Source organism: Serratia sp. ASV30, from assembly GCF_016428815.1.
Taxonomy (GTDB): domain Bacteria; phylum Pseudomonadota; class Gammaproteobacteria; order Enterobacterales; family Enterobacteriaceae; genus Chania; species Chania fonticola_C.
This window is the reverse complement of record NZ_JAELTL010000021.1, coordinates 59,624-85,022: the sequence shown is the minus strand read 5'-3', so window position 1 is coordinate 85,022 and position 25,399 is coordinate 59,624. Positions and strand designations below refer to the sequence as shown.

Below are 25,399 nucleotides of genomic sequence, written 5' to 3'. Positions count from 1 at the left end.
CCCCATCCTCGTGAAAACCGTTGTACCAGTAGGCTCCACAGAACCAGCTCCGTTGGTGGCCGTTAATCTCGCTGCGGCGCGACTGGGCACGCCAGCTTTTCGGGTTAAACAGCGGATGCTCGTAGACAAAGCGTTTCCAGATGTAGCGTTCGTCCACCGGCGTTTCCGGGTTCAGGGTGACGCAGAACAGGGGGCTACCCTCAGGTAACCCTTGTAATATATTCATGTTGTAGGTGACGCAGGCGCTGGCCTGGTCCCGTTCGCTCAGGCGATAGTTCCAGCTCGCCCAGGCACGCTCGCGCACCGGCAACCAGCGTGGATCGCTGTGTAAAACCACCTCGTTATGCTGCCAGCCAATATCGCCCAGCACCTCGCTTTCCGCAGAAGTAGGGTGAGCAAGCATTGCCAGTGCCTGTGAGGAATGGCAGGCGAAGATCACCTGGTCAAATGTGTGGCTCGATTGCGCAAGCTGGATTTCAACGCCCCCGTTGTTACGGATGACCTGCTGCACCGGTGCGTTGAGGTGTAGGGTCAGGCGGTCACCCAACTGGGCCAAAATGGCGCGTACGTACTCGCGAGATCCGCCGGGTACCACATACCACTGCGGACGTTGGGTAACGTCCAGCAGGCCGTGATGCTCAAAGAAGCGCAAAAACAGCGGAAGCGGGAAGCGGCGCATCTCCTGCAGCGACGAGGACCAGATGGCAGCCCCCATCGGCAGGATATAATGACGCGCGAAAAACGCGCTGAAGCCGTGCTGTTCGAGAAAAGTCTCCAGCGTGGCGTTTTCGTTAACATCGCCCGCCAACGCCTCTTTTGCCAGGCGGTTGAAGCGCACGATATCTCGCAGCAGCCCCCAGAACGCCGGATTAACCAGGTTACGACGCTGTGCAAACAGCGAGGTGAGGGTGTGGCCATTATACTCAAGCCCGCTTTGCGGATTATGCACGGAGAAGCTCATCTGCGTTTTTTGCCCGCTGATGCCCAGCTCGCTGAGCAGACCCATAAAGCGCGGATAGGTACGGTCATTGTAGACGATAAACCCAGTATCGATGGCATACGTGCCCTGCGGCGTGGTGACATCTACCGTGGCGGTATGCCCACCCACCGTGGGTTCCGCTTCGAAAAGTGTGACCTGATGATGTCCGGCCAACCGCCAGGCACAGGTGAGTCCTGCGATACCGCTACCGATAATGGCGATGTTCATGAGCGAACCATCCTGCGCAACAGCCTGCGCTGAAGGAAATTCGGGAGCCCTGAAAGCAGCTTCATGACCAGGCTGAATCCGGTGGGAAAGGCGATGTGCTTTTTCCCTTTCGCCAGCCCGCGACGGATCGCCTTTACGGCATCGTCGACGCTCACCTGGCCGGGCATGGCAAAATCATTTTTACGGGTAAGTGGTGTATCCACAAAGCCCGGTGAAACCACCGTGACGGCAATGCCTTTGGGTTCCCAGTCAAGGCGCAGGCTATTGGCAAACCAGGTGAGGGCGGCTTTTGACGCGCCATACGCCTCTGCTCGTGGGAACGGCAGCCAGTGTGCCATCGAACTGACCAGCGCCACGCGACTTCCAGGAAGGAGCTGGGCCTGCAGTGCGGCCAGACAGTTCACTGGCCCCAGGAAGTTGGTACTCATCACACGTTCCACCAGAGCGGCATCCACCACACCCTGCTCCAGGTATTCGCAGGTTCCCGCACAAAGAACGATCAGATCGGCAGTGCAATCTGCAAGCGCCAGACGGCAGGCCTCCCTGTCCGTCATATCGAACACGCGTAACGTGATATTCGAGCTGTACTGTTGCAGTGCTTCCAGCCTGGCCCGGTCTCGCCCGCAGGCAATGACGTGGCAGCCGTCATCGGCCCAGGACTTCGCGAGCCCGGCACCAATGCCGGAGCTTGCGCCGGTGATGAGGACGGTCATCATGAGCGCATTCTCCTTTTTACACTTCGCACCGCCCAGCCAAGAAGGGGAAGATGCTCGTAAATCATCTCCCCGGCATCGTAGTAATCGCGCTGGAGAATAATCAGGTTGTCCTGCACCTCGACAATTGAGCATCCTGCGAGGACTAGTGTTTCTCCCCCTGAAATCCGCGGGTGAGACCAATGCATTGCCCAAGTTACGGCAAAACGATGGCCTTCGCAGAGGGGGGTATCGATGGTAAAGCTGCAATGCTTTACGTTGGCCAAGAGATGAGTGAAGTAACGCTGGATCGCCAAAAGACCCTGATATTCACCAAACGGGTCGCTCAGCCTGGCATCAGCATGATAGATCTCCGCCAACGCAGATGGCGGCTGGTTATCCAGCTTGCTGTAGTAATCAACAAACCTGTTGATGATGGATGGCATAGAGCTCATGAGCCTCACCTGGAAGTGAACAACGTAGCGTTATTGCATAGTTAAAACTTACACAATTATTTCTATTTGTCCAACTTTGGGGGGTGATAATTATTTTCTCAGTAGCTTCAACGTATTAAGTTTGCATGCTCATGCGGTTAACTGCGCAACATGAGCATGCTTTATCTTTAACTTCCTTTGTAGGTAGAGTATCCATACTGACTTAACAGCAGTGGGATGTGCAGTTTTTCATTGGTCTTGGTGACGGTGAACATCACCGGGATCTCTGGGAAGAACGACGTTTGCTTCTGTTGGTGGAAATAGTCACCGGTTTTGAAGGTCACTTTGTAAATTCCCGGCTGCATATCCTGGTCCTGTGGATATAGCGATTTAATGCGCCCGTCTTCGTCCGTTTTACCGCTAGCCAGCGTGGCCCAGCTGTTTTGCTGCTCTTTTTCAAGCGTGACGGTGACATTCGGCGAGGGAATACCTGTCTGTTGGTTCAGAATATGGACGCTCAGCGTGCCAGCAGGGGCACTGAATGCGGCAGGAGCCATTGCCAGAGAGGTTAACAGAATAAGACCGGTCGCTTTTTTCATCATGATTTCCTGTAGGGGTTAAAACAAACAGGAAAAAGGTAGCATCCCGGTAAAAAATTAATATTCAAACTTTTGTGATAATTAACCGAAGATCAACGTCAAAGTGTAATGACCTCGAGAGACATCACCTGTTGTTGCCACAATTCAATCTGTTGTTTGCGGGCGGGGGTGAGTTTGCCAGTCATGACCAGTAGCCATTTTCGTTCAGGAAACAGCTCCGGAGCCAGACTGGCAGGCGGAACGGGAAGGACATCAATGTGCTGTCCTTGACCCGTACGCTTGAGCGCTTCCAGCCAGATTTCACACGGGTCTGACAGGTACCAGCCGGTGATCAGATAGTTATCCCCTGCCGCTTTCTTGTCCCTTTCGAGGCAAAATGAGGTATAGGATATGATAATGCCATCCAGGATCTCGCGCAGGGTCATCATCGCCGGGATATTGGCAGAGACTTTACTGCGCAGCGGGCGCAGCACTTCCGTGACCAACTCCGGGCGAGGGTATTCGCGGCCAGAGGCGTAAATCTGCTGGCGCAGCGCTTCGATTTTTCCCTCTTTAAGCAACTGCAGCATTTTCTCCTGCAGAGTGAGCCAGTTGTTTGTCGGGCCTTCTGCTGGGCGAGCGAGCAGGGGTTTTACCTGGCTGATGGTGACCCCTTTTTTTACCCAGTCGAGAATTTTGAGCGCCTGCTGGACATCATCATCGCTGTACTGGCGATGCCCACCATCGGTGCGCATCGGTTTAAGCAGGCCGTAACGACGCTGCCAGGCGCGTAATGTGGTAGCGTTTATTCCGCAAAGCCGGGCAAATTCGCCGATAGAGTAAGCCATGAGAGACATCCGATAACAAAGAACACTTTCAATATACTACGCATAATGCCGGTTTGAATGAAGTGTCGGGCGTTTGCACGACACTTTACTCCCAACCGTGCCTCAAACCTCAACTTCACCAATTCTTTGCAACGCATCGACAATCAGATCCCAAAAGGCGGTTTCATCAAGCTTCACTGCCACCTGGGTATGGCAATCCGCCGGGGCCGGGAAGCGGAAGTCCGCGACCGTCATTCCCAGCGTCAGGGTACCGGTCAGCTCAATATCGATGGGCACCTTACGCACCGTCATCACGTTGGGGTTGATCACATAGGCGACCGCGCAGGGATCGTGTACCGGTGGCGAAGTGAAACCCTGCGCCTGCTTATACATATGGCCGAAGAACTCGAGCAGTTCGACGACAAATTTCGCAGGACCGGTGCCAATGGCAGCGATGCGCGCGCTAACTTCTGGCGTGGCCAGCGCCTGATGCGTCAGATCCAGCCCAACCATGGTTAACGGCCAGGGTTCGTTGAACACGATATGCGCGGCTTCCGGATCGATTTTGATATTGAATTCAGCCACTGCGCTCCAGTTACCTACGTGGTAACCGCCGCCCATCAGCACCACTTCCTTCACGCGTGTGGCAATGCGGGGCTCTTTGCGCACCGCCATGGCGATGTTGGTCAGGCCAGCGGTGGGCACCAGCGTTACGGTGCCTGGTGGGTGTGCCATGATGGTGTTAATGATCAGATCGACGGCATGGATATCGGCCAGTTGCAGCGTGGGTTCCGGTAGGACTGGCCCATCAAGGCCCGATTCGCCGTGGATGTCGGGGGCGACTTCAATTTGCCGTACCAGAGGCCGCGAACAGCCAGCGGCAAAGGGCACGCCGGTGATGTTGGCAATGCGAGCCACGGCCAGCGCATTCCGCGTGACCTTCTCCAGCGTCTGGTTGCCGACGACGGTGGTTACGGCCAGCAGTTCAATATCTGGGTTGCCCCATGCCAGCAACATCGCGATCGCATCGTCATGCCCCGGGTCGCAGTCCAGTATGATTTTCTTCATGATTTTTCCTGATGCAGGGGAATTTTTTCGAGCATAACCTAGAGGCGGGCAGAGGGGTATGACCAGCGGGCCGTTTTGTTAACGTCATCAAAGGATTGAATAAATCTGCCCCAGAAGGGGCAGATTGCTGGCTTAGTCCTCCAGCTTCAGCACTGGCTCTCTCTTCAGCACTACGCGCAGCACGAAGTAATACACGATGCCGATCGCCAGCCAGCTAAGGCCGAGGATCTTGGCTTCGATATCCATCTCGTACAATACAAAAGCGATGATAGACAGACCAACCAGTGGGAACAGCAGATGTTTTACCCAGGCCTTGGACTTCTGGCGGATGATGTAGTGGTTAATCACCGACAGGTGCAGGATCAAAAAGCCCATCAGCGCCCCGAAGTTGACCAACCGGCTCAGGTTGTCGATGCTGCCGTTGAAGTAAAGCCCGGAACCGAGGGAGATCACCGCGACCAGCAGGGTGCTGACGTAAGGGGTTTTAAAGCGTGGATGCACCTTTGCCAGGATCTTCGGCAATTGGCGGTCACGCCCCATGGCGAACAGAATGCGGGAGATGGCGGCCTGCGCGACTAATGCATTGGCAATCCCCCAGGAGAGTGCCGTCGCCCAGATGGTGGCCTGCTTTAACCAGGAGCCGCCCGCCAGATTGGCGGTATCGTAGAATGCGGTATCCAGGTTAGTGAAGTTTTGGCCCGCAGCCAAATCGGCGGCAATCCAGGTTTGCAGGATAAACAGCGATCCTACCAACAGCAGCGCATACAGCGAGGCTTTCCCCACGGCATCGGCCCCGCCTTTGCTCTCTTCGGACAGCGTTGAAATACCGTCAAAACCCAGGAACGATAGCACTGCAATCGACACCGCACCCATCACCAAGGGTAGGCTGAATTTCTCGGCGTTGTAGAGCGGGTTCAATGTCAGACCACCGGCACCTTCACCGGAATAGAGTGCCGTCAGGCCCATCACCACAAAAATGGTCAGGATGACGATCTCTGCCACCAGGATGTAGCGGTTGGCCTTGGCGGTGAACTGGATCCCCACCAGATTGATCGCGCTGTTGATCACGATGAAGGTCACGATCCATACCCAGGCGGGTACTTCTGGCAGGATCGGACCGAGCGCCGCCGCGCTGACGATATACAGCAGCGAAGGGACCAGGATGTAATCGAGCAGGATCAGCCAGCCGGCAAAGAAGCCGACGGTTTCATGAATGCCGCGCTGGGCATAGGCATAGACCGAACCGGAGACCGGGAAAGCGCGGGACATTGACCAGTAACTCATGGCGGTGAAGAACATCGCCACCATGCCGATCAGATAGGCCAGCGCCACCATGCCCTGTGCACCTTCCCACACGTAGCCAAACACGCCAAACGGCGCAATCGGCACCATAAAGATCATGCCGTAAATCACCAGATCTTTCAGGGTGAGGGTGCGGTGCAGTTCCTGCTTATAACCAAATTGTTCTACAGACATGGCGCTATCCCTAATCCAGCTGGATGTTTAACTGCTCGGCAACGCTGCGTGGCAGCGCGAAACGGCAGGTTTTCAGCGGATCGACCACCTGACAGATTTGCAGATCGCCGGTGATGCTCAGCAGATTGATGGCGTCGGCCAGCGAGACCTGGCTATAGTCCGCTACGAAGTGTGCCATATTGCGCGTTGCCAATTCGGCCGCTTCGTCCAGCGTTTTGGCGGATGCCAAGGTATATAGCGTATCGGCGGTGCTCATCATCGGGGTTGGCAGCGCGCGGTTTTTGACTACGCTCAGGTTCACCACCACTTCGCCGGGAATTTCCAGCCCGCATACCGAGACTTCACCATCGCCCATGGCGGCATGCAGATCGCCGAGTGCAAACAGCGCGCCGGGAACGTTAACCGGTAGCCACAGCGTGCAGCCTTCGGTGATGATTTTGCAGTCCATGTTGCCGCCATGGGCATCTGGTGTGCCACAAGAGATAGGTTCTTCGGCCGGGGCGACGCCAATCACGCCGATCATCGGCTTTAACGGCCAACGCACGCCGCCGGGGAGCAGTGCGAAGCCGTCTTCCAGCGGCACAGTGCGGATCTGCGGTTGCTGCAACTCATCGCCAATGACGCCCAGGCCCGGAGCCGTGACCATGACTGCCTGATGGCTGGTTGGGGTAATACGCTTAATCTCTACCCGCAATACATCGCCGGGGTTCGCATCTTGCACGTAAACCGGCCCGGTAGCCGGGTTGATGCGGCTCCAGTCCAGTTCGGTGAAGACGGCCTGTTCGGAGGCGATTTGATCTTCGAAGCAGTCACAGGTTTCAAAACAAACGTCGCTGCCGCTGGCAACGGTAGCCACAGGGGCGTTATCGCGCGACATGGCATATACCAGGTGCGTGCGGGAGATCTTTTCCATGGTGATTCCTATAATGAATAATGGAGCCTGGTTTTTATTATTTATGGCAATAATGATAATTGGGCGAACCTGCGCCAATTCATCAATAAATCACACCCGCAGGGGCGTAAGCAAGCACGCGAAAGCGGTAGGAGAATGGGCACTTTTGTTGGATTGGCAGGATATGCTTCAAACAATTATCACGGTGGTTTATTACCCGCAACTATGGCGGAAATTTCCGCATAATCGATCGGTTACCCCGAATGAATACAGCAGAGTTCTCAGTAGAGAATGGGAATCAAATGAAGGTAAATACTTTCGATAATTGGCATTAATAAAATGAGCAATCGGTTTTATAGCAGTAAACGCTATATATCGGCTATAGCAAACTTATTACCCTGGAGTGGACTCCAGGGTAATGGCGAGCTTCAGCGATAGCCCTGATACACTTCCGCCACGCGTTTAAAGTATTCCGTCAGGTAATTGATACACACCTGCACCTTGAGCGGCAGTTTGTCCTTCTCGGTGTACAGTGCGTAAACCGGGCGGGGTTCTGAATGGTAACGCTTGAACAGGATCTCAATCTCGCCGCGTTTGATCTCTTCGATGACCCACATCAGTGGCGCATAGGCAATCCCGGCCCCGGCCTTGAGCCAGCGGATCATGGTTTGTGAATCGTTGGTCACGAAGCGCCCCTGAGGGGAAATGCGCGTGCTAATGCCTTCGGGAGCCATCAATTCAAACTCACTGTCTGGCCGTACGCTGTATTCCAACCAGGAAAAATTCACCATATCCGCCGGTTTTTGCGGTGTCCCGTGTTGAGTCAGGTAGCTTTTGGCGGCACAGACCACCATCGGCATCGAGCCCAGGCGTTTGGAAAACAGGCTGGAATCCTGCAGTTCGCCGGTGCGGATCACCACGTCCAGGCCGTCGGCAATCAGATCCGGGGCCGGAATGCCGGTGACCAGATTAACCGTCAAACCAGGATATTCTTGCAGCATGTCGGCGGTCATGGTTGCCAGAACGTTTTGCGCCATAGTGGAGGAACTGCCGATACGCAGTGTGCCTATGGGCGTATTGTTCAGCGCATAAAGCTGCTCATGGACCTCGGCGGCTTCCTGCAACATGCGGCGGCAGCCCTGATAGTAGATTTTACCGGCTTCGGTCAGGCCGATACTGCGCGTGCTGCGGTTAAGCAGCTTCACCTGTAGATCATTTTCCAGTTTGGACACTGTCTGGCTGATGGATGAAACGCTCATGTCGAGCTGGCGTGCCGCCGCGGTAAATGACCCACATTCAACGACTTTGGCAAACACGGACATCCGTTTTAGTCTTTCCATTGTTCACTCTGGCTTAAAAGTGATTTAGATCACAGATTGTAGATGAGTTGATAGTAAGCAGGCTAATATAACGCGTCGGGTGTAAAGATCTTCTGAACGCTTGAGCGTGGTCAGCCATGCCGCGGTATACTGCCGTGGCTGCGCGATCCCTCCGGTCATCCATACATTCCCTCTCGCGGAAGCCTGCTGTTAGCTTAACCCTTTTTCAGGTTTATGGCCTGGTCAACTACCAGATCATAACGTTTGGCGTCCGTGCGCTAGAATGTAAATAGAATGTGAAATCAGCAGGGAAAACCCCGGTGCAGTAAACAATTAAGGATAAAGTGATGAGTTTGCTTCCGGTTATGGTCATTTTTGGACTGTCGTTCCCACCGGTATTTTTTGAGCTGTTAGCGTCGTTGGCCCTGTTCTTCGTCATACGCCGCCTGTTGCAGCCGACCGGGATTTACGACTTTGTCTGGCATCCGGCGCTGTTCAATACCGCGCTGTATTGCTGTTTGTTTTATCTGATTTCGTGTCTTTTCGTTTGAGGCTGCTGTGAAAACTCTGTCATTAAAAATAATCCGCATTGCGATCACCTTGCTGCTGGTCCTGCTGGCAGCTATCGCCGTGTTCAAGGCTTGGGCGTTTTACACCGAGTCGCCGTGGACGCGTGATGCCAAATTCACCGCCGACGTGGTGGCGATTGCTCCGGACGTCAGCGGTTTGCTGACCGACGTGCCGATCACCGACAACCAACTGGTGAAACAGGGCCAGATCCTGATGGTGATCGACCAGCCACGTTACCAACAGGCACTGGCCGAAGCCAACGCCGATGTGGCCTATTATCAGACGCTGGCGGCCGAGAAGAAGCGTGAAGCGGGCCGCCGTGTGCGCTTGGGGATCCAGGCGATGTCACAAGAAGAGATCGACCAATCCAATAACGTGCTGCAAACCGTGCAGCATCAGTTGGCCAAGGCGATCGCCGTGCGCGATCTGGCGCAGCTGGATCTGGAACGGACCACGGTGCGTGCGCCAGCAGACGGTTGGGTCACCAACCTGAACGTCCACGCGGGGGAATTTATCACCCGTGGTTCTACCGCGGTGGCGCTGGTGAAGAAAAACAGCTTCTATGTCATCGCCTATCTGGAAGAAACCAAGCTTGAAGGGCTGAGCAAAGGCGATCGTGCCGAGATCACCCCGCTGGGCAGCAACCGCATTATGCACGGCACCGTCGATAGCCTGGCCGCAGCGGTGAATAACAGCAGCAGCACTCCAAACAGCAAAGGTCTTGCATCGATCGACAGCAACCTGGAGTGGGTGCGTCTGGCACAGCGTGTGCCGGTGAAAATCATCCTCGATGAGAAAGATCAGCAGCACTCTTACCCGGCGGGCACCACCGCGACTGTGGTCATTACCGGCAAGAACGATCGTAGCATCGACAGCGGCTCACCGTTTATCCGGCTGATGCATCGGTTGCGCGAGTTCGGCTAATGAACAACCCAACCTTTCTGCGGCTGCGGTTTGCCTGCAAGCTCAGCTTTGCGATCGTCTTTGCCCTGTTTGTCGGTTTCCACCTCAATCTGGAAACCCCGCGCTGGTCGGTGCTGACGGCGGCCATTGTGGCTGCCGGCCCGGCCTTTGCCGCCGGAGGGGAACCTTTCTCTGGTGCCATTCGCTATCGTGGCTGGCTGCGTATTATCGGCACCTTTATGGGCTGTTTTGTCGGTTTGCTGATTATCGTTACCTGTGCGCGTGCACCGGTGGTGATGCTGATGCTGTGCTGCGTCTGGCTGGGGGTCTGTACCTGGATCTCCTCGCTGGTGAAGGTCGAAAACTCCTACGCCTGGGGGCTGGCGGGCTACACGGCACTGATTATCATTGTCACCTCCGCAACCACCACCACTTCACTGCTGGCCGCGCCACAGTTCGCCGTAGAGCGCTGTAGCGAGATCGTACTCGGTATTCTCAGTGCGATACTGGCCGACCTGCTGTTTTCCCCACGTTCGATCAAACAGGATATCGATCGCGCGGTGGATCAGCTGTTGGTGGGGCAGTACAAACTGATGCAGATGTGTATCAGCGACGCCGGGAAAGAGGATATCGACCGTGCCTGGAGCGATCTGGTAAAAAGCACCACCGCCATCAACGGGATGCGCAGCAACCTGATGTTGGAGTCGTCACGTTGGCAGCGGGTCAACAGCCGCTTGCATGCGCTGCATACGCTTTCGCTGACGTTGATCACCCAGGCCTGTGAAACCTACCTGATTTTGCTCAATCATCCGGAGGCGGTGAAGGAGAATATCCGCGAGCTGCTGATGGTCCCGGCGGAAACCGCGCAAGAAGTGCGTAAACGCCTAAAGCTGGTGCGCCAGGTGTTGGCAATCAATCGCAGTGATGAACATCTGCAAACGGTCACCAGTTGGGTTGGCGCGGCGACGCGCTATCTGTTGGTGGCAAAAGGTGTGCATACCAACAGCGGTATCAACGCGGTAGAAAACGAGATACTGGCCGGAGAAGTGGTGGTGAAAAGGCCCTCAGCGGAAGGCCACCATGCGATGATTAACGGGCTGCGAGCCTGGGCGGCGACCTCAATAGGTTGCCTGTTTTGGCTGTGGACCGGCTGGACGTCCGGCAGCGGCTGTATGGTGATGATCGCCGTCGTGACCGCATTGGCGATGCGTACGCCAAATCCGAAAATGACGGCACTCGACTTTATGTTGGGTGTGCTTATGGCGTTGCCGCTCGGTGCGCTGTTTTACATGTTTATCTTGCCTGAAACCCAGCAAAGTATGTTCCTGCTGTGCCTGAGCTTGGGCATCATGTCCTTTGTCATCGGTATCGAAGTGCAGAAACGCCGTTTGGGATCGTTGGGCACCTTGGCGAGTACCATTAACATTATCGTGTTGAGCAACCCGATGAGTTTCCATGTCTCCTCGTTTATCGACAGCGCTATCGGCCAGATTATCGGCTGCTTTGTGGCGATGATCGTACTGTTCCTGATCCGTGATACTTCCCGTGAACGTACCGGCCGCACGTTGATGAATCAGTTGGTCAGCAGCGCCGTTTCGGCGTTGACCACCAAGGCGGCACGCCGTAAGGAAAACCATCTGCCCGCGCTCTATCAGCGCCTGAACCAGCTGCTGATGATGTTCCCGAACGACATTGCCAAATACCGGCTGGCGCTCAACCTGATTATTGCCCACCAGCGGATGCAGATGACCGAGATCCCGGAACGGGAAGAGCTTTCGGTGTTCCACAAGCAGATCCGCAGCACCGCCGACCACGTGGTCACCGCCAAGAACGATGTGAAGCGGGCTTACTACTACGATCGGTTACTCAAAGAGATGAATGAATATCAACAAAAGCTGGTGGATAACCTCGCTCCGCTTAGCGTCACCGGGCCGGTAAAACGCCTGGCCGATATGCTGCATCGCTACCGTCACGCGCTGATTGATTGATATCTTCAGCTTCCCATCAAACCATCGGGTATATACTGAGCATGTTTACGTCCCCCGGCACGGGGGGCTAAAATGCACGCAGGAAGGCTTCATTACCCATAATAATTCCGTATCAATTGCGGCTTTTGCTCGGGCGTCAGGCCTTTTAGATGCGAAATGGTTACATCTTGGTCATCTTTGATTCATTAATTTTTGCTATATATGCAGGGACAGTATGAATAAACGTACGCTTATTGCGATGTTGATTGCTTTGGTGGTGGCGGGGTTCAGTGCGCTGCATAGGGATGGCGATCGGGCTATTACCAACGTTTCAACCCCAGCGGCAGAGAGCATTGAACAACTGACGCAGCAGCAGCGGGTGGTCAGCTATGTGCAACAGCATCAGCGCCTGCCGGACTACTACATCACCAAAAAACAGGCACGTGAACAGGGTTGGGATGCGGGCGACGGTAATCTGTGTAAAGTATTGCCGGGCAAGGCCATTGGCGGCGACCGTTTTTCCAACCGTGAGGGGCAGTTACCTACCGCCAACAACCGGGTATGGCGCGAAGCGGATATCAACTACCAATGCGGCCGACGCGGTGCCGATCGGCTGTTGTATTCCAGTGACGGTCTGATTTATGTCACGCGCGACCATTATAAGAACTTCATGCGGATGGAGTGAGCCGATGGGGAAAATAGAGTTCGATTTTAACCAGATAGCGGACTTGCCAGCGTTCTATCGCCACTTTGCCGAGCGGTTTGCATTGGGTGAAGGATTTGGCGCCAACCTGGACGCGCTGTGGGACGTGGTGACCGGCGACATCAGCCTGCCGGTCGAGATTGAATTTCTCAATCTCAACGCCCGCAGCAAACGCCGCTTTGGTGCCATTATTCTGTTGTTTGAAGAAGCGGAGGAGGAGCTGGAGGGCAACCTGCGGTTCAATATCCGTGAAACGAGCAGCGCAGCGATGCATCAGCGGGGATGAACGGGGTCCATCCCGCAGCGATGCCGCTGACGATCACTGTTGTGCCTCGGCCAGCTCTCGCAAGTACTGGAAGATTTGGCGGAATGATTTTGGCGGCTTGTTAGCGGCCTGCTCTTTCTGCGCGTTACGTATCAGGGCGCGTAACTGCTGGCGATCGGCCTGTGGATACAGATCCAGCACGGACGGGATCGCGTCATCACCCTCTGCCACCAAGCGATCGCGCAGCGCTTCCAGCTTGTGGAACAGCGAAACCTGTTGGTTATGGCGGTTCTTCAGCTTGTCGAGCGCGGTCTGGATTGGTTCGACATCGCGAGCACGCAGCATTTTGCCGATCAGTTGGATCTGGCGGCGGCGGCCTTCTTTCTTGATCTTCTGCGCCAGTTCGATGGCGGCACGCAGATCTTCATCCAACGGGATGCGTTCCAAGGCGTTTTTACCCAGTTCAACCAGTTCGGTTCCCAGGTCTTTCAGCGCTTCGGCATCACGTTTAATTTCACTTTTACTGACCCAGATAATCTCGTCATCGTCCTCGTTTTCGTTCTCCGGGACTTCGTCGAGCCAGTCTTCAGGCTGTTTGTTCATGGTAGGCTCCGTTAAAAAGAGGCTAATCCTAACAGGTTGCCGGCTTTATGCGAAATTCCACGCGGTTCCTGTTAGACTCAAAAGTACATCGGGCTGTGGCCAGCGGGCGCAGCCTGAAATTATTTTGGCGCGTTATTGCGCGCAAAACCATGCCGACACGGCACTTTTCTCAACGATTTTCTGATTAAGTATGGCCGATTGATGAAAGTAGTCACCCAAGTTGCAGAGCAGCGCAAAGCGCTGGAACAAGCCGTTTCACAGGCACTGGAGCTGGCACGCGCCGGTTCCGATGCGGCAGAAGTTGCCGTGAGTAAAACCACCGGTATCAGCGTCAGCACCCGTTTCGGTGAAGTGGAGAACGTCGAATTCAACAGCGACGGCGCATTAGGCATTACCGTCTATTATCAAAACCGTAAAGGCAGTGCCTCTTCCACCGATCTTAATCCGGATGCCATTGCCCGCACCGTGCAGGCGGCGCTGGATATCGCTCGTTACACTTCACCAGATCCCCATGCTGGCCCGGCGGAAAAAGATTTACTGGCGTTTGACGCGCCGGATCTGGACCTGTTCCATCCCACCGAGCTGGATGCCGAACGCGGTATCGAGTTGGCAGCCCGTGCCGAGCAGGCTTCGCTGGCAGCCGATAAGCGGATTACCAATACCGAAGGCGGCAGCTTCAACAGCCATTACGGTATCAAGGTCTTCGGCAACAGCCACGGCATGCTGCAAAGCTATTGCTCCAGCCGTCACTCGCTCTCCAGCTGTGTGATTGCCGAGCATGATGGTGATATGGAACGGGATTACGCCTACACCATTGGCCGAGCTATGGGCGATATGGCCAGCCCTGAGTGGGTCGGCCTGGAATGTGCTCGCCGCACGCTGGCACGTCTTTCCCCACGCAAGCTGTCAACCATGAAAGCGCCGGTGCTGTTTGCCTCAGAAGTGGCAACCGGTCTGTTTGGCCACCTGGTTGGGGCTATCAGCGGCAGCAGCGTCTATCGCAAATCTACCTTCCTGCTGGATTCGTTGGGTAAACAGATCCTACCGGAGTGGATGACCATTGAAGAACATCCGCACTTGCTGAAAGGGCTGGCCTCTACGCCGTTCGACAGTGAAGGCGTACGGACCCAGCGCCGCGACATCGTCAAAGACGGCGTGTTGGAAACCTGGCTGCTGACTAGCTACGCTGCGCGCAAACTGGGGCTGCATAGCACTGGCCACGCAGGCGGGATCCATAACTGGCGCATTGCCGGGCAGGGTGATGACTTTGCGGGCATGCTCAAACAGTTGGGCACCGGTCTGGTGGTCACCGAACTGATGGGGCAGGGCGTCAGCGGTATTACCGGCGATTACTCACGCGGGGCTTCTGGCTTCTGGGTAGAAAACGGTGAGATCCAGTATCCAGTCAGCGAGATCACCATTGCCGGCAATCTGAAGGATATGCTGCGCAATATCGTCAGCATCGGCAGCGATATCGAACTGCGCAGCAATATCCAGTGCGGTTCCGTACTGTTGCCGGAAATGAAGATCGCAGGGCAGTAATACCCTTCACCTCAACCCTCTCCCACAGGGAGAGGGAGCTGTCCAGAGTACGTGGTTGGTCCGTACTGCTTCGGAAAGTCGGGAGTAAGAACAAAGAAAGCAAGGTATTACGCAGAGCAATCAATGAACTCGATCGGTCCTCTTTCCCTGTGGGAGAGGGCTGAGACGCTCCTCCCAACTCCCCGTTTCAACCTTCCTTACAAATATCAGGTATCGGTTTTACCTTTCCATGCCTATGTTTATAACGGGTTAACTAAAACAATAACTGGAAGGTGAGCATGAAGAAGACATTGAAAGTATTGGCAGCACTGACGCTGCTGGGAGCCAGTTCGTGGGCGATGGCGGCCAATCTGGCTGATGACATGGATACCCTGGCCGCCAATTACAAAACCGTACTAAACACCGACTCTACCGATACCTTCAAGCAGAGCCTGCAGAATATGCGCGCTGCCGCCACGGATGCCCAGAAAGGCACACCGCCAAAGTTGGAAAGTAAAGCGCCAGACAGCCCGGAGATGAAGGAGTTTCGTCAAGGGCTGGCGACGTTGATCGGGCAGATCGATCAGTCAATGGCGCTGGCGAATCAGGGCAAACTGGAGGACGCACGCAAAGTGGCGCAGGACTTCAAGCAAACCCGCGATGCCAATCACAAGAAATTCCGCTAAACGTCAGTAATGCTTGGTGACCGCCGATGGCGGTCATTGCTATCACCCCAGATAAGAAGATGGCGCCAGCCCTAGCACCCGACGGAACATCGCCGAAAAGGCCGCGCTACTCTCATAGCCCAACTCTATTGCCACCTGAGTAACGCTGTTGCCCGCCGCCAGGCGTGCCAGCGCCAATACCACACAGGCTCGTTGACGCCACTGCGAAAACGACATCCCGGTCTGTTTGCGGAAAAAACGGCTAAAGGTGCGCAGGCTCATATACAGGCTGGCGGCCCAAAGCCCTGGTGGCGTGTGGGCGTCTGGCTGGCGTAAAAAGGCCTGGCACAGAGCGCTGAGCCGGGGATCTTCCGGCAGGGGAATATGCAGCGGTAATGCCTGCATCTGGGCAATCTCATGCAGCAGCAGCGCCACCAAGGCGCCATCTCGCCCTTCCTGCTGATACACCAGCGGCATATCAACGGCAGCCATCAGCAACTGACGCATCAGCGGGGTTACGCTCACCACTTGGCACACCTCGGCGATGGGCGCGATCAGCGCGTCCGGCTCGATATATAAGCTGCGAGTGCTCACTCCCATCATCCTGACTTCATGTGCGACCTGCGGAGGGATCCATACGGCGCGCTGCGGTGGCACCACCCAATTTCCCTGTCGGGTAAATACCTGCATCACGCCGGTAGCACCATACAGTAGCTGCGCGCGCCGGTGGCTATGCAAGGGCAGCAGATAGTCCGGTGGATAGTCGGTGCCAATGGCAATTACCGATCTTGGCGTGTGGTCGAGGGAATCAATGGAGATATTGCGCATAGCCTGCCTTATCATTTTGGCCGAAATGCTATGATAGTTGACCGATGATAGTGTGCAAGCCATAAGGTGGCCGCCTATCCTGCTAGCTGACCAACGACAGCGAGGAGTTGCAGGGTGATGGCTGATATTTTACTGGTGCTGTTTACCGGCTTTTTGACCGGCATGACCACCATTCTGTTCGGTTTTGGCGGTGGCTTTGTGGTGGTGCCTTTTGTCTATCATGTGGTTTCCGCCTCCGGTAATCATGCCGGTCAGGCGATGCATATTGCCGTGGCCACCTCGGCGGCGGTCATGATTTTAAACGCCAGCTATGCCAGCGTCACCCAGTGGCGCAGCGGCAATATCCTACGTGAAACCATCACTCCGCTGATCTTTTATATCGGCGCGGGGGCGGTCATCGGTGCCTTTGCCGCGATGCAGCTTGCAGACTCCGCCATTCGCGGGCTGTTTATTCTCTATATGATGGCGACTATTGCCGATTGTCTGCTGCGCAAAGGGTTCCTGACCAAACCCGCCAAGACGGCGTTATCCAAGACGACGGTGTGGGTCGGTGGGCCATTAATTGGCGTGATTGCCGCTATGCTGGGGGTTGGGGGAAGCGTGATGACAGTTCCACTGTTACGCCGTCAGGGTTATGACATGAAGCACTGCGTCAGTGCGGCCAATCCGCTATCGATCCCGGTCGCGGTGGTGGCGACGGTTTTGTATAGCTATCTCGGCATGGGGAAGGTGAGCGGACCGCATTATGTCGGCTATGTGAATCTGTTGATTTTGGGGTTACTGCTGGTGGCGGGTATCGCGGGGATCGTGTTTGCCAAATGGGTGTTGCCCAGCGTAGATGACAGGCTGCACGCCAGAATTTACGTGTTGCTGCTGGGAGTGGTGCTGATCGCGATTTGCCTGTAAAGGTGCAAACAGGGCGGCTGAATGGCCGCCCGGAAACCTGACTTAGCGGTGATACTCGCCCGCAGCCTCAGGTTGATACAGCAATTCCAGCACTTCAATGCGGGCTTCTTCGCCGTTTGGCAACTGCCAATTGATCTGTTTACCCACGTGCATTCCCAGCAGTGCTGCACCCAGAGGTGCCATCACCGACAGCTGTTCAGCGCTGTCTTTGAGAGAGGCAGGGTAAACCAGCGTGCGCACATGTTCTTCTGAAGTATGCAGATCGCGAAAACGTACGCGGCTGTTCATGGTGACGACGTGTGCAGGGATCTGCGATGCTGGCACAATGTCAGCGCGATCCAGTTCAGCGTTCAGCGCGGCGGCGACGTCAGTATTGGCAAAGGCTGGCTGTGCCAGTAGCGCATCCAGGCGTTCCGCATCCAGCTCATTAATGGTAATGGTTGGTTTGGTCATTCCACTCTCCAGTCCAATCAAAGGGCGCCCTTTCTGCGCCATAAATTCGGAAAACAACACAAAAGCAACACCCCCGCACCTTTGGGAGCGGGGGTGTGAAAAATGTCGGTTTGTCCTACTGATAGTAGGCTGTTAGGGCCGGAAAAGAAAGAGATCTCGATCACGAAGTTTTTTGTGCCGTGATGCCAACTGGCAACTCTGCGTTGCAAACTCTTTTTGCAATCTCATTTACTTAGCGTAAAAACCCCCGATTTTGCGAAATGGATCCCCTGGCGTCACTTAATTTCCAGTTCGAACTGGAAAAAAACGCGCTACACAAGCAATGCCCCAAGGGTTAGGGTAAAGACATCAAAGAAAGCGGGTAAAGGTAAAGCGCTTTACCGTTAACGGATAAATAGCTGGATCCAGAGGTGACTGCAAAGTGAATGACGGAACTGCTTCGGTAAGTAACAGGGAACAGACTGACATCAGTGAGGCCGCAGCGATTACCACTCAGCTGCTGGCCGATATTACCGCCATGTTGGGTGAAGAGAATATTTACACCAATGCGGTGCAACAACAAATGTTGGAATCTCATATCCGCGCGATGGTGTTGCGCTCAATAACGGGTGAACCCTTGCCGGAAGTTGATAAATCACTGTTTGATGAAATTTCTGCCGGTTCGATGCAACTGGCAGAGCGAGTGGTAAATAAGTTTTCCACACTACCGATTGAAGAGGCGTATCTGCTTTCGGTTCATTTTGAAGTGGCTAAAGATAACGACCAATAACGTTTAATTATTTAACATTATTCAGGAGAAAAACCCCATGGGACAAATAACCGTAGTAATTGGCGATCGGCTGGGTAAAGGCCAGAAAGTGGGCCAAGGCGTTGAAAATGCAGGTGCCAAGGTGATTGTGATCCCTGGCATGGCGGCGGATATGAAGTTGGGTGACGTGATGAAAGCAGAGAATGCGCAACTGGGCATTTCCTTCTGTGGCAGCGGTGGCGCTGGGGCGATCACCGCACAAACCAAATATGGCTATAAATCCAGATATGGTATGCGTTCTATCGAAGAAGGCGTGACGGCAATTAACGAAGGCTGCAATGTATTAGGCTTTGGCTTTATGGATAAAGAAGAATTAGGCCAGCGGCTAGTGGAAGCGTATGTCAAAAAATACGGCAATCCGTAATGAAAGAGACTTATACCACCTCGGTTAACGTGGAGGGCAAAGGCGATAGTAAAGCTAAAGCCTTTGCCGGTGCATTAGCGAATGTACAGGGCGTGATTTTAAAATCCACCAATAATGTTCTGCTGCGTATCGAACCGCAGGATGTCAAAATAGTAAAGGCGGAAGAGAGAACCACCAAAGAAAAATTTCTTTTCTTCTTCCTGGCGCGTGAAAGAAAAAGCTATGCCGTTTCATTAGAAATAACCGTGAACGTGACGATCATCAATACCGAAAAGGTGGTCTTCACCCAGAAATAAAAACGTTATATCCGTCGTGTTTCAAGCTATAGCCGCTAGGGCTGCGTCTTGGGATCCACTGGGCATGACATAAGAAGGATATTCTGATGTTTTTAATCATCTTATTTAAGTCGATTATTATCGGCGGGCTGGTTGGCGTCGGTGTAGGGGCCGGTGCCGCACGTATGTTCCACGCACCGACGACGCAGGGTATGGGAGCGTTCCGTACCTTGGGTGAGCTGAACTCCTGCGAAGGCGATCCGGCTTCTCATTTCTCATTTGGTCTGGGCTTCTTCTTCAACGCCTGGGCGTCTTCTGTGGCGGCGGGGGCCTTCACGCAGGACGTTGACCATCGCATCATTCCTAACTGGGGCGCAGCAGCCCTGATGATCAAAAACCGCAACGTTGCGGAAACCATGCACGATCCAAAAAAGATGGCCATCGCGTGCGGGATCATCGGCATTTTGGTCGTGGCCTTCCTTAACACCACCGCTTCGGCAGTGCCTGCGGCCTTGCAGGTTACGGCCATCAAAGTCTTGGTTCCAGCGGCCAACCTGCTGGTGAACACCGTCATGCCGGTGATCTTCTGGCTGGCGGCGATTGAAGCGGGCAAACGTTCTGGCTTCTGGGGCACCATCTTCGGTGGTCTGGCACAGCTGATTATGGGTAACGCCGTACCGGGTCTGGTGCTGGGTATCCTGATTGGCAAGGGCGTTGAAGAAAGCGGCTGGAACAAAGTCACCAAAATCATGATGGTGGCGATTGTGCTGCTGTTCGTGCTGAGCGGCTTCTTCCGCGGCTTTGATATGAAAGTTCTCGAATCCTTCAGCCTGGGCGTGCCTGGCTGGCTGGATGCCATTCATAACACCCTGAGCGGAAAATAAGGAGCTGAATGATGGAAGCACAAGCAGACAAAGGCTTCTGGTATGCCGACTGGTCGTTCCCGATTTTTGTTGGCCTGCTCTCGTCCGGCGTGTTCGCCGGGACACACATGTATTACCTGTATGGCATAGGTGCGTTTAACGAAGTGGCTTTCGTTTCCATGCTGCGTGCCGGGATGGACACCGGGGTTTACGGTGCGGTGGCGGCGTTCGGTGCCAGCTTCCTGTTTGCCCGTATTATCGAAGGTTCTCTGGTAGGGATCCTGGATATTGGCGGGGCGATCCAGACCGGGGTTGGCCTTGGTGTTCCTGCGCTGTTGCTGGGCGCGGGGATTGTTTTCCCGGTAGCCAACTTTGCCGCCTCGCTGGTGACAGGCCTGGTCATTGGCCTGGCGATTGGTTACCTGATTATCCTGGCGCGTAAATTTACCATCAATCAGAGCAACTCCACCTACGGGGCGGACGTGATGATGGGGGCGGGTAACTCTTCCGGGCGTTTCCTTGGGCCGTTGATCATCCTGTCTGCCATGGCCGCTTCGATCCCGATCGGCCTGGGTTCCCTGCTGGGTGCGTTGCTGTTCTATATCTGGGGCAAGCCGATCACCGGCGGCGCGATCCTGGGGGCCATGATCTTGGGGGCATTCTTCCCGGTAGCCATTTCTTAATCAAGTCCCAAACCCTGGGTCACCGCCCAGGGTTTGGCAAGGAGTAGCGAAGCATGTATGACCTAATCATCCGGCGCGCCAGGCTGGTGGACGACACCCTGGCCGATGTGGCTATTGAGGCAGGTAAGATTGCCGTCGTCGGGCAGTTGGCGGCCGATGCCAGCGCCCACAAACAACTGGATCTGGCAGGAAACTACCGCCTGAGCGCTGGCTGGATCGACTCTCACGTACACTGTTATCCCTCTTCACCGATTTATCATGACGACCCGGACCTGGTGGGCGTGAGCAGCGGCGTCACCTCGGTGGTGGATGCTGGTAGCACCGGTACCGACGATATCGATGAATTCTATGCCCTGACGCGCAGCACCAAAACCAACGTCTTTGCCTTCCTCAATATCTCGCGTATCGGTCTGCTAAGGCAGAATGAACTGGCTGATATGGCGGATATCAATAAGCAGCAGGTCAAGCAGGCCATCGACGGCAAGCCGGGATTTATCATTGGTATCAAGGCGCGTATGAGCAGCAGCGTCGTGGGCCAGAACGGCACCAAACCGTTGGTGTTGGCCAAAGAGATCCAGCAGGAAAATCAGCAACTGCCGCTGATGGTGCATATTGGCAACAACCCGCCGGATTTGGACGAGATCGCCGATCTGCTGACCCAGGGTGACATCATCACTCATTGCTACAACGGTAAACCGAACCGCATTCTGACCCCGGCAGGCACGCTGCGCGAGTCGATCCAACGCGCGTTAAAACGTGGCGTGTTACTTGATGTAGGCCACGGCTCGGCCAGCTTCAGCTTTGAGGTTGCCCGCCAGGCCATCGCGCTGGGGATCTTCCCGCACACCATCAGTTCCGATATCTACTGCCGTAACCGTCTGGCTGGCCCCGTGCACAGCCTGGCGACGGTAATGTCCAAATTCTTTACCGTTGGGCTTTCTCTGGCGCAGGTCATTGGCTGCGTGACGGAAAATTCCGCTGCGGCGTTGCGCCTGACCACCAAGGGGCAGCTGAAACCCGGCTTTGATGCCGACCTGACCATTTTTGATCTCCGCCAGGGGCCGCAGGTGTTTGCCGACTCCGAAGGGGAGTCCGTGAATGGCGAACAACTGTTGGTGCCGCTGGCTGCTGTGGTGGCCGGGGAAGTCCTATTAACCGAACAAGGAAAAGCCGCTCATGTCTTCAGTCTATGAAAAATATAACTTAAAGCAGGTGATCAATACTTCCGGCCGCATGACCATTCTCGGCGTTTCTACGCCACGCCAGGAGGTGATTGATGCTGTGGATTACGGCCTGAATCATTACTTTGAAATCAAGGATCTGGTCAATAAGACCGGCACCTATATTGCTGGCCTGCTGAATGTGGAAGACGCGGTGATTGTTTCCTGCGCTTCTGCCGGTATTGCCCAGTCGGTGGCGGCGGTGATCGTCAAAGATAACGCCAACCTGTTGGTCAACCTGCATTCCGCTACGGTGAACGAGCCGCGCGAGATCGTGTTGCCGCGTGGCCATAACGTCAACTTTGGTGCGCCGGTGGATACCATGGTCGCCCTCGGCGGCGGTAAGGTGGTGGAAGCAGGTTATGCCAACGAATGTTCCCCTGAACAGATTGAAGCCTGCATCACCCCGCAGACCGCGGCCATTCTGTACGTCAAGTCTCACCACTGCGTGCAGAAAAGCATTCTCTCCGTCGAACAGGCGGCCGTGGTGGCACGTAAGCATAACCTGCCGCTGATCGTCGATGCCGCTGCCGAAGAAGATCTGATGTGTTACTACCAGATGGGGGCCGATCTGGTGATCTACAGCGGTGCCAAGGCTATTGAGGGGCCAACCAGCGGGCTGGTGATCGGCAAGAAGCAATACGTAGAGTGGGTGAAGCAGCAGTCAGGCGGTATTGGCCGGGCGATGAAAGTGGGCAAAGAGGGCATCCTCGGCCTGACGCAGGCTATCGAAAGCTACCTGACGTCGGAGAAAACCACCGGTGCGCAAATGGTAGAGCGCATGACGCCGTTTATCAGCCAACTGAATACCCTGAATGGCATCAGCGCCAAAACCGTCTGGGACAGCGCAGGGCGCGATATTGCCCGCGTTGAAATCACCTTTGATGAAGCGGTGTTGGGGATGTCGACTGTGGAAATCGTCCAGCGGCTGAAAACCGGTGATATCGCCATCTATTTCCGTGGCTACAAGGCCAACGAAGGCAAGATTGAGGTGGATGTCCGCAGCGTGAACGAGCAGCAGCTGATGACTGTCTTTACCTGTATTAAAAATCTGTTTATGGAGAACCAAGCATGAAGCTGAAGCCTAATTACTATAAAGACCGCGTTTGCCTCAACGTGCTGGCTGGCTCAAAAGCCAACGCGCAGGACATCTATAATGCGGCGCAGGGGCACGTGCTGGTGGGCGTTCTTTCCAAAAACTATCCAGACGTTGAGAGTGCCGTGGCGGATATGTCGCGTTATGCACGCCTGATCGAGAACGCGCTTTCCGTAGGCCTGGGGGCTGGCGATCCCAAGCAGTCGAATATGGTCAGCCTGATCTCCGAGCAAGTCCAACCGCAGCATGTGAACCAGGTGTTTACCGGCGTCGGTGCCAGCCGTGCATTGCTGAAGCAAAACCAAACTGTGGTGAACGGCCTGGTCTCCCCGACCGGCCGTGTGGGCTGGGTGAAGATTTCCACCGGGCCGCTGAGCGCTCATGCAGCGGATGGCATCGTGCCGGTAGAGACTGCCATTGCGTTGTTGAAGGATATGGGCGGCAGTTCGATTAAGTATTTCCCGATGGGCGGCCTGAAGCATCAGGACGAATATGAGTACGTGGCGAAAGCCTGTGCCGAGCATGATTTTATGCTGGAACCGACCGGGGGCATCGATCTGGAAAACTTCGAGCCGATCCTGGAGATTGCGTTGAAAGCCGGTGTGAAGCAGGTGATCCCGCATATCTACAGCTCCATTATTGATTCCACCAGTGGCGATACTCGCCCGCAAGATGTCAAAACTCTGCTGGAGATCACCAAGCGGCTGGTGGGGTAAACCCGCGGCCCCTCACCCCAACCCTCTCCCACAGGGAGAGGGAGCTGGTACGGAGTTGTGGTTAGGTGTGGTGTAAAGCAGTGGCATGTTCGACTTAGTGGCATGTTCGATTTGATGTTGCGGTTGGATACTGGAGTTAAGTTGTGGCACGTTCGGTCCCCTCTCCCTTCGGGAGAGGGTCAGGGTGAGGGGCATCTTTTTGTCCCTATCTATCGGTCAAAAGGATAACTATGCGAAACTGGCAGGCTTCGAAATTACGAATCGTTCCGCTGTGGAGCGCGCTGTCCCTGGCGTTGTTGGCTATCGCCAGCCCGGCGTTACATGCTGAGGATGCAATGAAACCCACGTCGTCTCATTTTGCCTATATTGGTACCTATAACCCGAACGGTGGGGGGGTTTATCGCATGCAGGTGGATGCGAAAACCGGGGCACTGAGTGCCAAGACGCTGGTCAGCAGCCTGCCTAATCCGGCCCAGTTGGTCACCGATGCCAAAGGACAGACGCTATACGTTGCCAGCGAGGTGGCCGATTTTAATGGCACCCAGCACGGGGGCATTGTCGCCTATCGCATCAACCCACAGGACGGCAGCCTGACGCCGCTTAATCAGGTGGACTCACAAGGTGCGGGGCCGGTTTACCTTTCTCTGACGCCGGATGGTCGTCATCTGCTGGTGGCCAACTATGTCAGCGGTAGCGTTGCGGCGTTCCCTGTCGACAGTGAAGGCAAGTTGGGAGCCGCCAGTTCTGTACAGCAGGATGCAGGCCCTGCGGGCGCGGCTAAACCCGCTGCCGCGGTGGAAGGCAGCTTTGCCATCAGCGATCACAATGGTCCGCATGCGCATATGATCGCCAGCGATCCGAGCGGCAAGTTTGTGTTCTCTACCGATCTGGGGCTGGATCGTATCTACCAGTGGCGTTTCGATGCCGCCAGCGGCAAGCTGACGCCGAACGATCCGCCGTGGATCGCCGCCTCTTCCGCCGGAGCTGGCCCGCGCCACTTCATATTTCATCCAAATGGTAAAATTGTCCTACTAATCAATGAGGAAGCATCTACACTAACCAGCTACCGCTTTGATAGCCAAAAGGGGACGCTGAAACAGTTACATGCAGTTTCAACGCTGCCTGCCGATTATAAGGGTACCAGCTTTGCCGCTGGCATTGCCTTGGCTGCGGATGGTAAAAATCTGTATGTCGCCAATCGCCTGCACAACAGCATTGCGCAGTTCAGCGTAAGCGGTGAGGGCGAGCTGAAACCGGTGGCAGAGACCTGGACGCGAGGTGATTATCCGCGCACCATCACCCTGGATCCGAGTGGCCGTTATCTGTATGCCATGAATCAGCGTAGCGATAACGTAACCCGCTTTAGCGTAGACCAGCTCAGCGGTAAGCTCAGTTTTGTTGAAGGCTACACCCCGGTGGGCAGCCCTTCACAAATAGTGTTCTTGCCAGCTGCGAAGTAACCAGTTGCCCGCCTGACCCCTCAGGCGGGCACGTTCA

At 55.1% G+C, this 25,399-nt stretch carries 29 protein-coding genes; 17 read left to right on the top strand and 12 right to left on the bottom strand.

Annotation, left to right across the window (positions count from 1 at the left end; translation table 11 throughout):
- From JHD74_RS11965 to aaeR, 9 genes are all read right to left on the bottom strand, one after another.
- Nucleotides 1–1,207 (bottom strand): NAD(P)/FAD-dependent oxidoreductase (locus JHD74_RS11965; RefSeq protein ID WP_199062770.1); only part of this gene is annotated, 1,207 nt, incomplete at its 3' end.
- Nucleotides 1,204–1,923 (bottom strand): SDR family NAD(P)-dependent oxidoreductase, encoded by a 720-nt coding sequence (locus JHD74_RS11960; protein ID WP_199062769.1) that lies wholly within the window; start codon nt 1,921–1,923, stop codon nt 1,204–1,206. The genes JHD74_RS11965 and JHD74_RS11960, both read right to left, overlap by 4 nt.
- Entirely contained in the window at nt 1,920–2,354 is a 435-nt protein-coding gene (locus JHD74_RS11955) for a nuclear transport factor 2 family protein (protein ID WP_199062768.1), read from the bottom strand. Before JHD74_RS11955 ends, JHD74_RS11960 begins: the two co-directional genes overlap by 4 nt.
- 167 nt (nt 2,355–2,521) lie before the next feature.
- Nucleotides 2,522–2,932 (bottom strand): hydroxyisourate hydrolase, encoded by a 411-nt coding sequence (gene uraH, locus JHD74_RS11950; RefSeq protein WP_199062773.1) that lies wholly within the window; start codon nt 2,930–2,932, stop codon nt 2,522–2,524.
- Nucleotides 2,933–3,030: 98 nt separating this feature from the next.
- Entirely contained in the window at nt 3,031–3,759 is a 729-nt protein-coding gene (locus tag JHD74_RS11945; protein ID WP_024527942.1) for a MerR family transcriptional regulator, read from the bottom strand.
- A 102-nt stretch (nt 3,760–3,861) separates the two neighbouring features.
- A complete protein-coding gene (locus tag JHD74_RS11940) occupies nt 3,862–4,806 on the bottom strand; it encodes a nucleoside hydrolase (RefSeq protein WP_024527941.1) in 945 nt (314 codons plus the stop codon).
- 132 nt (nt 4,807–4,938) lie between these two features.
- Nucleotides 4,939–6,282 carry an APC family permease gene (locus JHD74_RS11935; protein WP_024527940.1) on the bottom strand — a complete coding sequence of 448 codons (1,344 nt, stop codon included), beginning with the start codon at nt 6,280–6,282 and terminating at the stop codon, nt 4,939–4,941.
- Nucleotides 6,283–6,292: 10 nt separating this feature from the next.
- Nucleotides 6,293–7,195, bottom strand: coding sequence for an acetamidase/formamidase family protein (locus JHD74_RS11930; protein WP_199062767.1), 903 nt, complete (start codon nt 7,193–7,195; stop codon nt 6,293–6,295).
- Between the two features lie 407 nt (nt 7,196–7,602).
- The gene (gene aaeR / locus JHD74_RS11925) at nt 7,603–8,514 is read right to left on the bottom strand and encodes an HTH-type transcriptional activator AaeR (protein WP_024483740.1); all 912 of its coding nucleotides are present in this window, start codon (nt 8,512–8,514) and stop codon (nt 7,603–7,605) included.
- A 326-nt stretch (nt 8,515–8,840) separates the two neighbouring features.
- Between aaeR and aaeX the strand changes: the two genes are divergently transcribed.
- From aaeX to JHD74_RS11900, 5 genes are all read left to right on the top strand, one after another.
- Entirely contained in the window at nt 8,841–9,044 is a 204-nt protein-coding gene (gene aaeX / locus JHD74_RS11920) for a p-hydroxybenzoic acid efflux pump operon protein AaeX (protein ID WP_021180732.1), read from the top strand.
- Between the two features lie 7 nt (nt 9,045–9,051).
- Complete coding sequence (gene aaeA, locus JHD74_RS11915; protein ID WP_024527938.1) at nt 9,052–9,987, top strand: p-hydroxybenzoic acid efflux pump subunit AaeA; 936 nt, start codon at nt 9,052–9,054, stop codon at nt 9,985–9,987.
- On the top strand, nt 9,987–11,954 hold the full coding sequence (gene aaeB / locus JHD74_RS11910) for a p-hydroxybenzoic acid efflux pump subunit AaeB (protein ID WP_199062766.1): 1,968 nt from the start codon (nt 9,987–9,989) through the stop codon (nt 11,952–11,954). The genes aaeA and aaeB overlap by 1 nt, the downstream gene beginning before the upstream one ends.
- Before the next feature lie 214 nt (nt 11,955–12,168).
- Nucleotides 12,169–12,618 (top strand): ribonuclease, encoded by a 450-nt coding sequence (locus JHD74_RS11905; RefSeq protein ID WP_024527936.1) that lies wholly within the window; start codon nt 12,169–12,171, stop codon nt 12,616–12,618.
- Between the two features lie 4 nt (nt 12,619–12,622).
- Nucleotides 12,623–12,922: a barstar family protein gene (locus JHD74_RS11900; RefSeq protein WP_024527935.1), complete on the top strand. Its 300-nt coding sequence runs from the start codon at nt 12,623–12,625 to the stop codon at nt 12,920–12,922.
- A 33-nt stretch (nt 12,923–12,955) separates the two neighbouring features.
- On the opposite strand, the gene yjgA is transcribed toward JHD74_RS11900, so the two are convergent.
- Nucleotides 12,956–13,504 (bottom strand): ribosome biogenesis factor YjgA, encoded by a 549-nt coding sequence (gene yjgA, locus JHD74_RS11895; RefSeq protein WP_021180727.1) that lies wholly within the window; start codon nt 13,502–13,504, stop codon nt 12,956–12,958.
- A 201-nt stretch (nt 13,505–13,705) separates the two neighbouring features.
- Here yjgA and pmbA point away from each other — a divergent pair, with 201 nt between their 5' ends.
- Both pmbA and cybC read left to right on the top strand, forming a co-directional pair.
- Nucleotides 13,706–15,046 carry a metalloprotease PmbA gene (pmbA, locus tag JHD74_RS11890; protein WP_199062765.1) on the top strand — a complete coding sequence of 447 codons (1,341 nt, stop codon included), beginning with the start codon at nt 13,706–13,708 and terminating at the stop codon, nt 15,044–15,046.
- A gap of 278 nt (nt 15,047–15,324) precedes the next feature.
- Nucleotides 15,325–15,711, top strand: coding sequence for a cytochrome b562 (cybC, locus tag JHD74_RS11885; protein WP_024527933.1), 387 nt, complete (start codon nt 15,325–15,327; stop codon nt 15,709–15,711).
- Between the two features lie 42 nt (nt 15,712–15,753).
- Here the strand turns inward: cybC and JHD74_RS11880 are convergent, their stop codons facing one another.
- A complete protein-coding gene (locus JHD74_RS11880) occupies nt 15,754–16,518 on the bottom strand; it encodes a helix-turn-helix domain-containing protein (protein WP_024527932.1) in 765 nt (254 codons plus the stop codon).
- 117 nt (nt 16,519–16,635) lie between these two features.
- Here JHD74_RS11880 and JHD74_RS11875 point away from each other — a divergent pair, with 117 nt between their 5' ends.
- Nucleotides 16,636–17,424, top strand: a complete 789-nt coding sequence (locus JHD74_RS11875) for a sulfite exporter TauE/SafE family protein (RefSeq protein WP_199062764.1) — start codon at nt 16,636–16,638, stop codon at nt 17,422–17,424.
- Between the two features lie 42 nt (nt 17,425–17,466).
- On the opposite strand, the gene rnk is transcribed toward JHD74_RS11875, so the two are convergent.
- The gene (gene rnk, locus JHD74_RS11870) at nt 17,467–17,877 is read right to left on the bottom strand and encodes a nucleoside diphosphate kinase regulator (RefSeq protein ID WP_021180723.1); all 411 of its coding nucleotides are present in this window, start codon (nt 17,875–17,877) and stop codon (nt 17,467–17,469) included.
- A 466-nt stretch (nt 17,878–18,343) separates the two neighbouring features.
- On the opposite strand from rnk, the gene JHD74_RS11865 reads away from it, so the two are divergent.
- The 9 genes from JHD74_RS11865 to JHD74_RS11825 all read left to right on the top strand — a co-directional run bounded on the left by JHD74_RS11865 (nt 18,344) and on the right by JHD74_RS11825 (nt 25,362).
- Complete coding sequence (locus JHD74_RS11865; RefSeq protein WP_370505609.1) at nt 18,344–18,646, top strand: glycine dehydrogenase; 303 nt, start codon at nt 18,344–18,346, stop codon at nt 18,644–18,646.
- A gap of 37 nt (nt 18,647–18,683) precedes the next feature.
- A complete protein-coding gene (locus tag JHD74_RS11860; RefSeq protein ID WP_021180720.1) occupies nt 18,684–19,049 on the top strand; it encodes a glycine-rich SFCGS family protein in 366 nt (121 codons plus the stop codon).
- Complete coding sequence (locus tag JHD74_RS11855) at nt 19,049–19,345, top strand: DUF4312 family protein (protein ID WP_021180719.1); 297 nt, start codon at nt 19,049–19,051, stop codon at nt 19,343–19,345. Before JHD74_RS11860 ends, JHD74_RS11855 begins: the two co-directional genes overlap by 1 nt.
- Before the next feature lie 86 nt (nt 19,346–19,431).
- Complete coding sequence (locus tag JHD74_RS11850) at nt 19,432–20,208, top strand: DUF4311 domain-containing protein (protein ID WP_021180718.1); 777 nt, start codon at nt 19,432–19,434, stop codon at nt 20,206–20,208.
- 11 nt (nt 20,209–20,219) lie between these two features.
- Complete coding sequence (locus JHD74_RS11845) at nt 20,220–20,870, top strand: DUF4310 family protein (RefSeq protein ID WP_024483730.1); 651 nt, start codon at nt 20,220–20,222, stop codon at nt 20,868–20,870.
- A gap of 53 nt (nt 20,871–20,923) precedes the next feature.
- Complete coding sequence (locus JHD74_RS11840) at nt 20,924–22,063, top strand: amidohydrolase/deacetylase family metallohydrolase (protein ID WP_199062763.1); 1,140 nt, start codon at nt 20,924–20,926, stop codon at nt 22,061–22,063.
- A complete protein-coding gene (locus JHD74_RS11835) occupies nt 22,047–23,165 on the top strand; it encodes a DgaE family pyridoxal phosphate-dependent ammonia lyase (protein WP_074031525.1) in 1,119 nt (372 codons plus the stop codon). The genes JHD74_RS11840 and JHD74_RS11835 overlap by 17 nt, the downstream gene beginning before the upstream one ends.
- Nucleotides 23,162–23,902 (top strand): KDGP aldolase family protein, encoded by a 741-nt coding sequence (locus tag JHD74_RS11830; RefSeq protein WP_024527928.1) that lies wholly within the window; start codon nt 23,162–23,164, stop codon nt 23,900–23,902. The genes JHD74_RS11835 and JHD74_RS11830 overlap by 4 nt, the downstream gene beginning before the upstream one ends.
- A gap of 230 nt (nt 23,903–24,132) precedes the next feature.
- Nucleotides 24,133–25,362: a lactonase family protein gene (locus JHD74_RS11825; RefSeq protein ID WP_199062762.1), complete on the top strand. Its 1,230-nt coding sequence runs from the start codon at nt 24,133–24,135 to the stop codon at nt 25,360–25,362.
- Nucleotides 25,363–25,399: the final 37 nt, after the last annotated feature.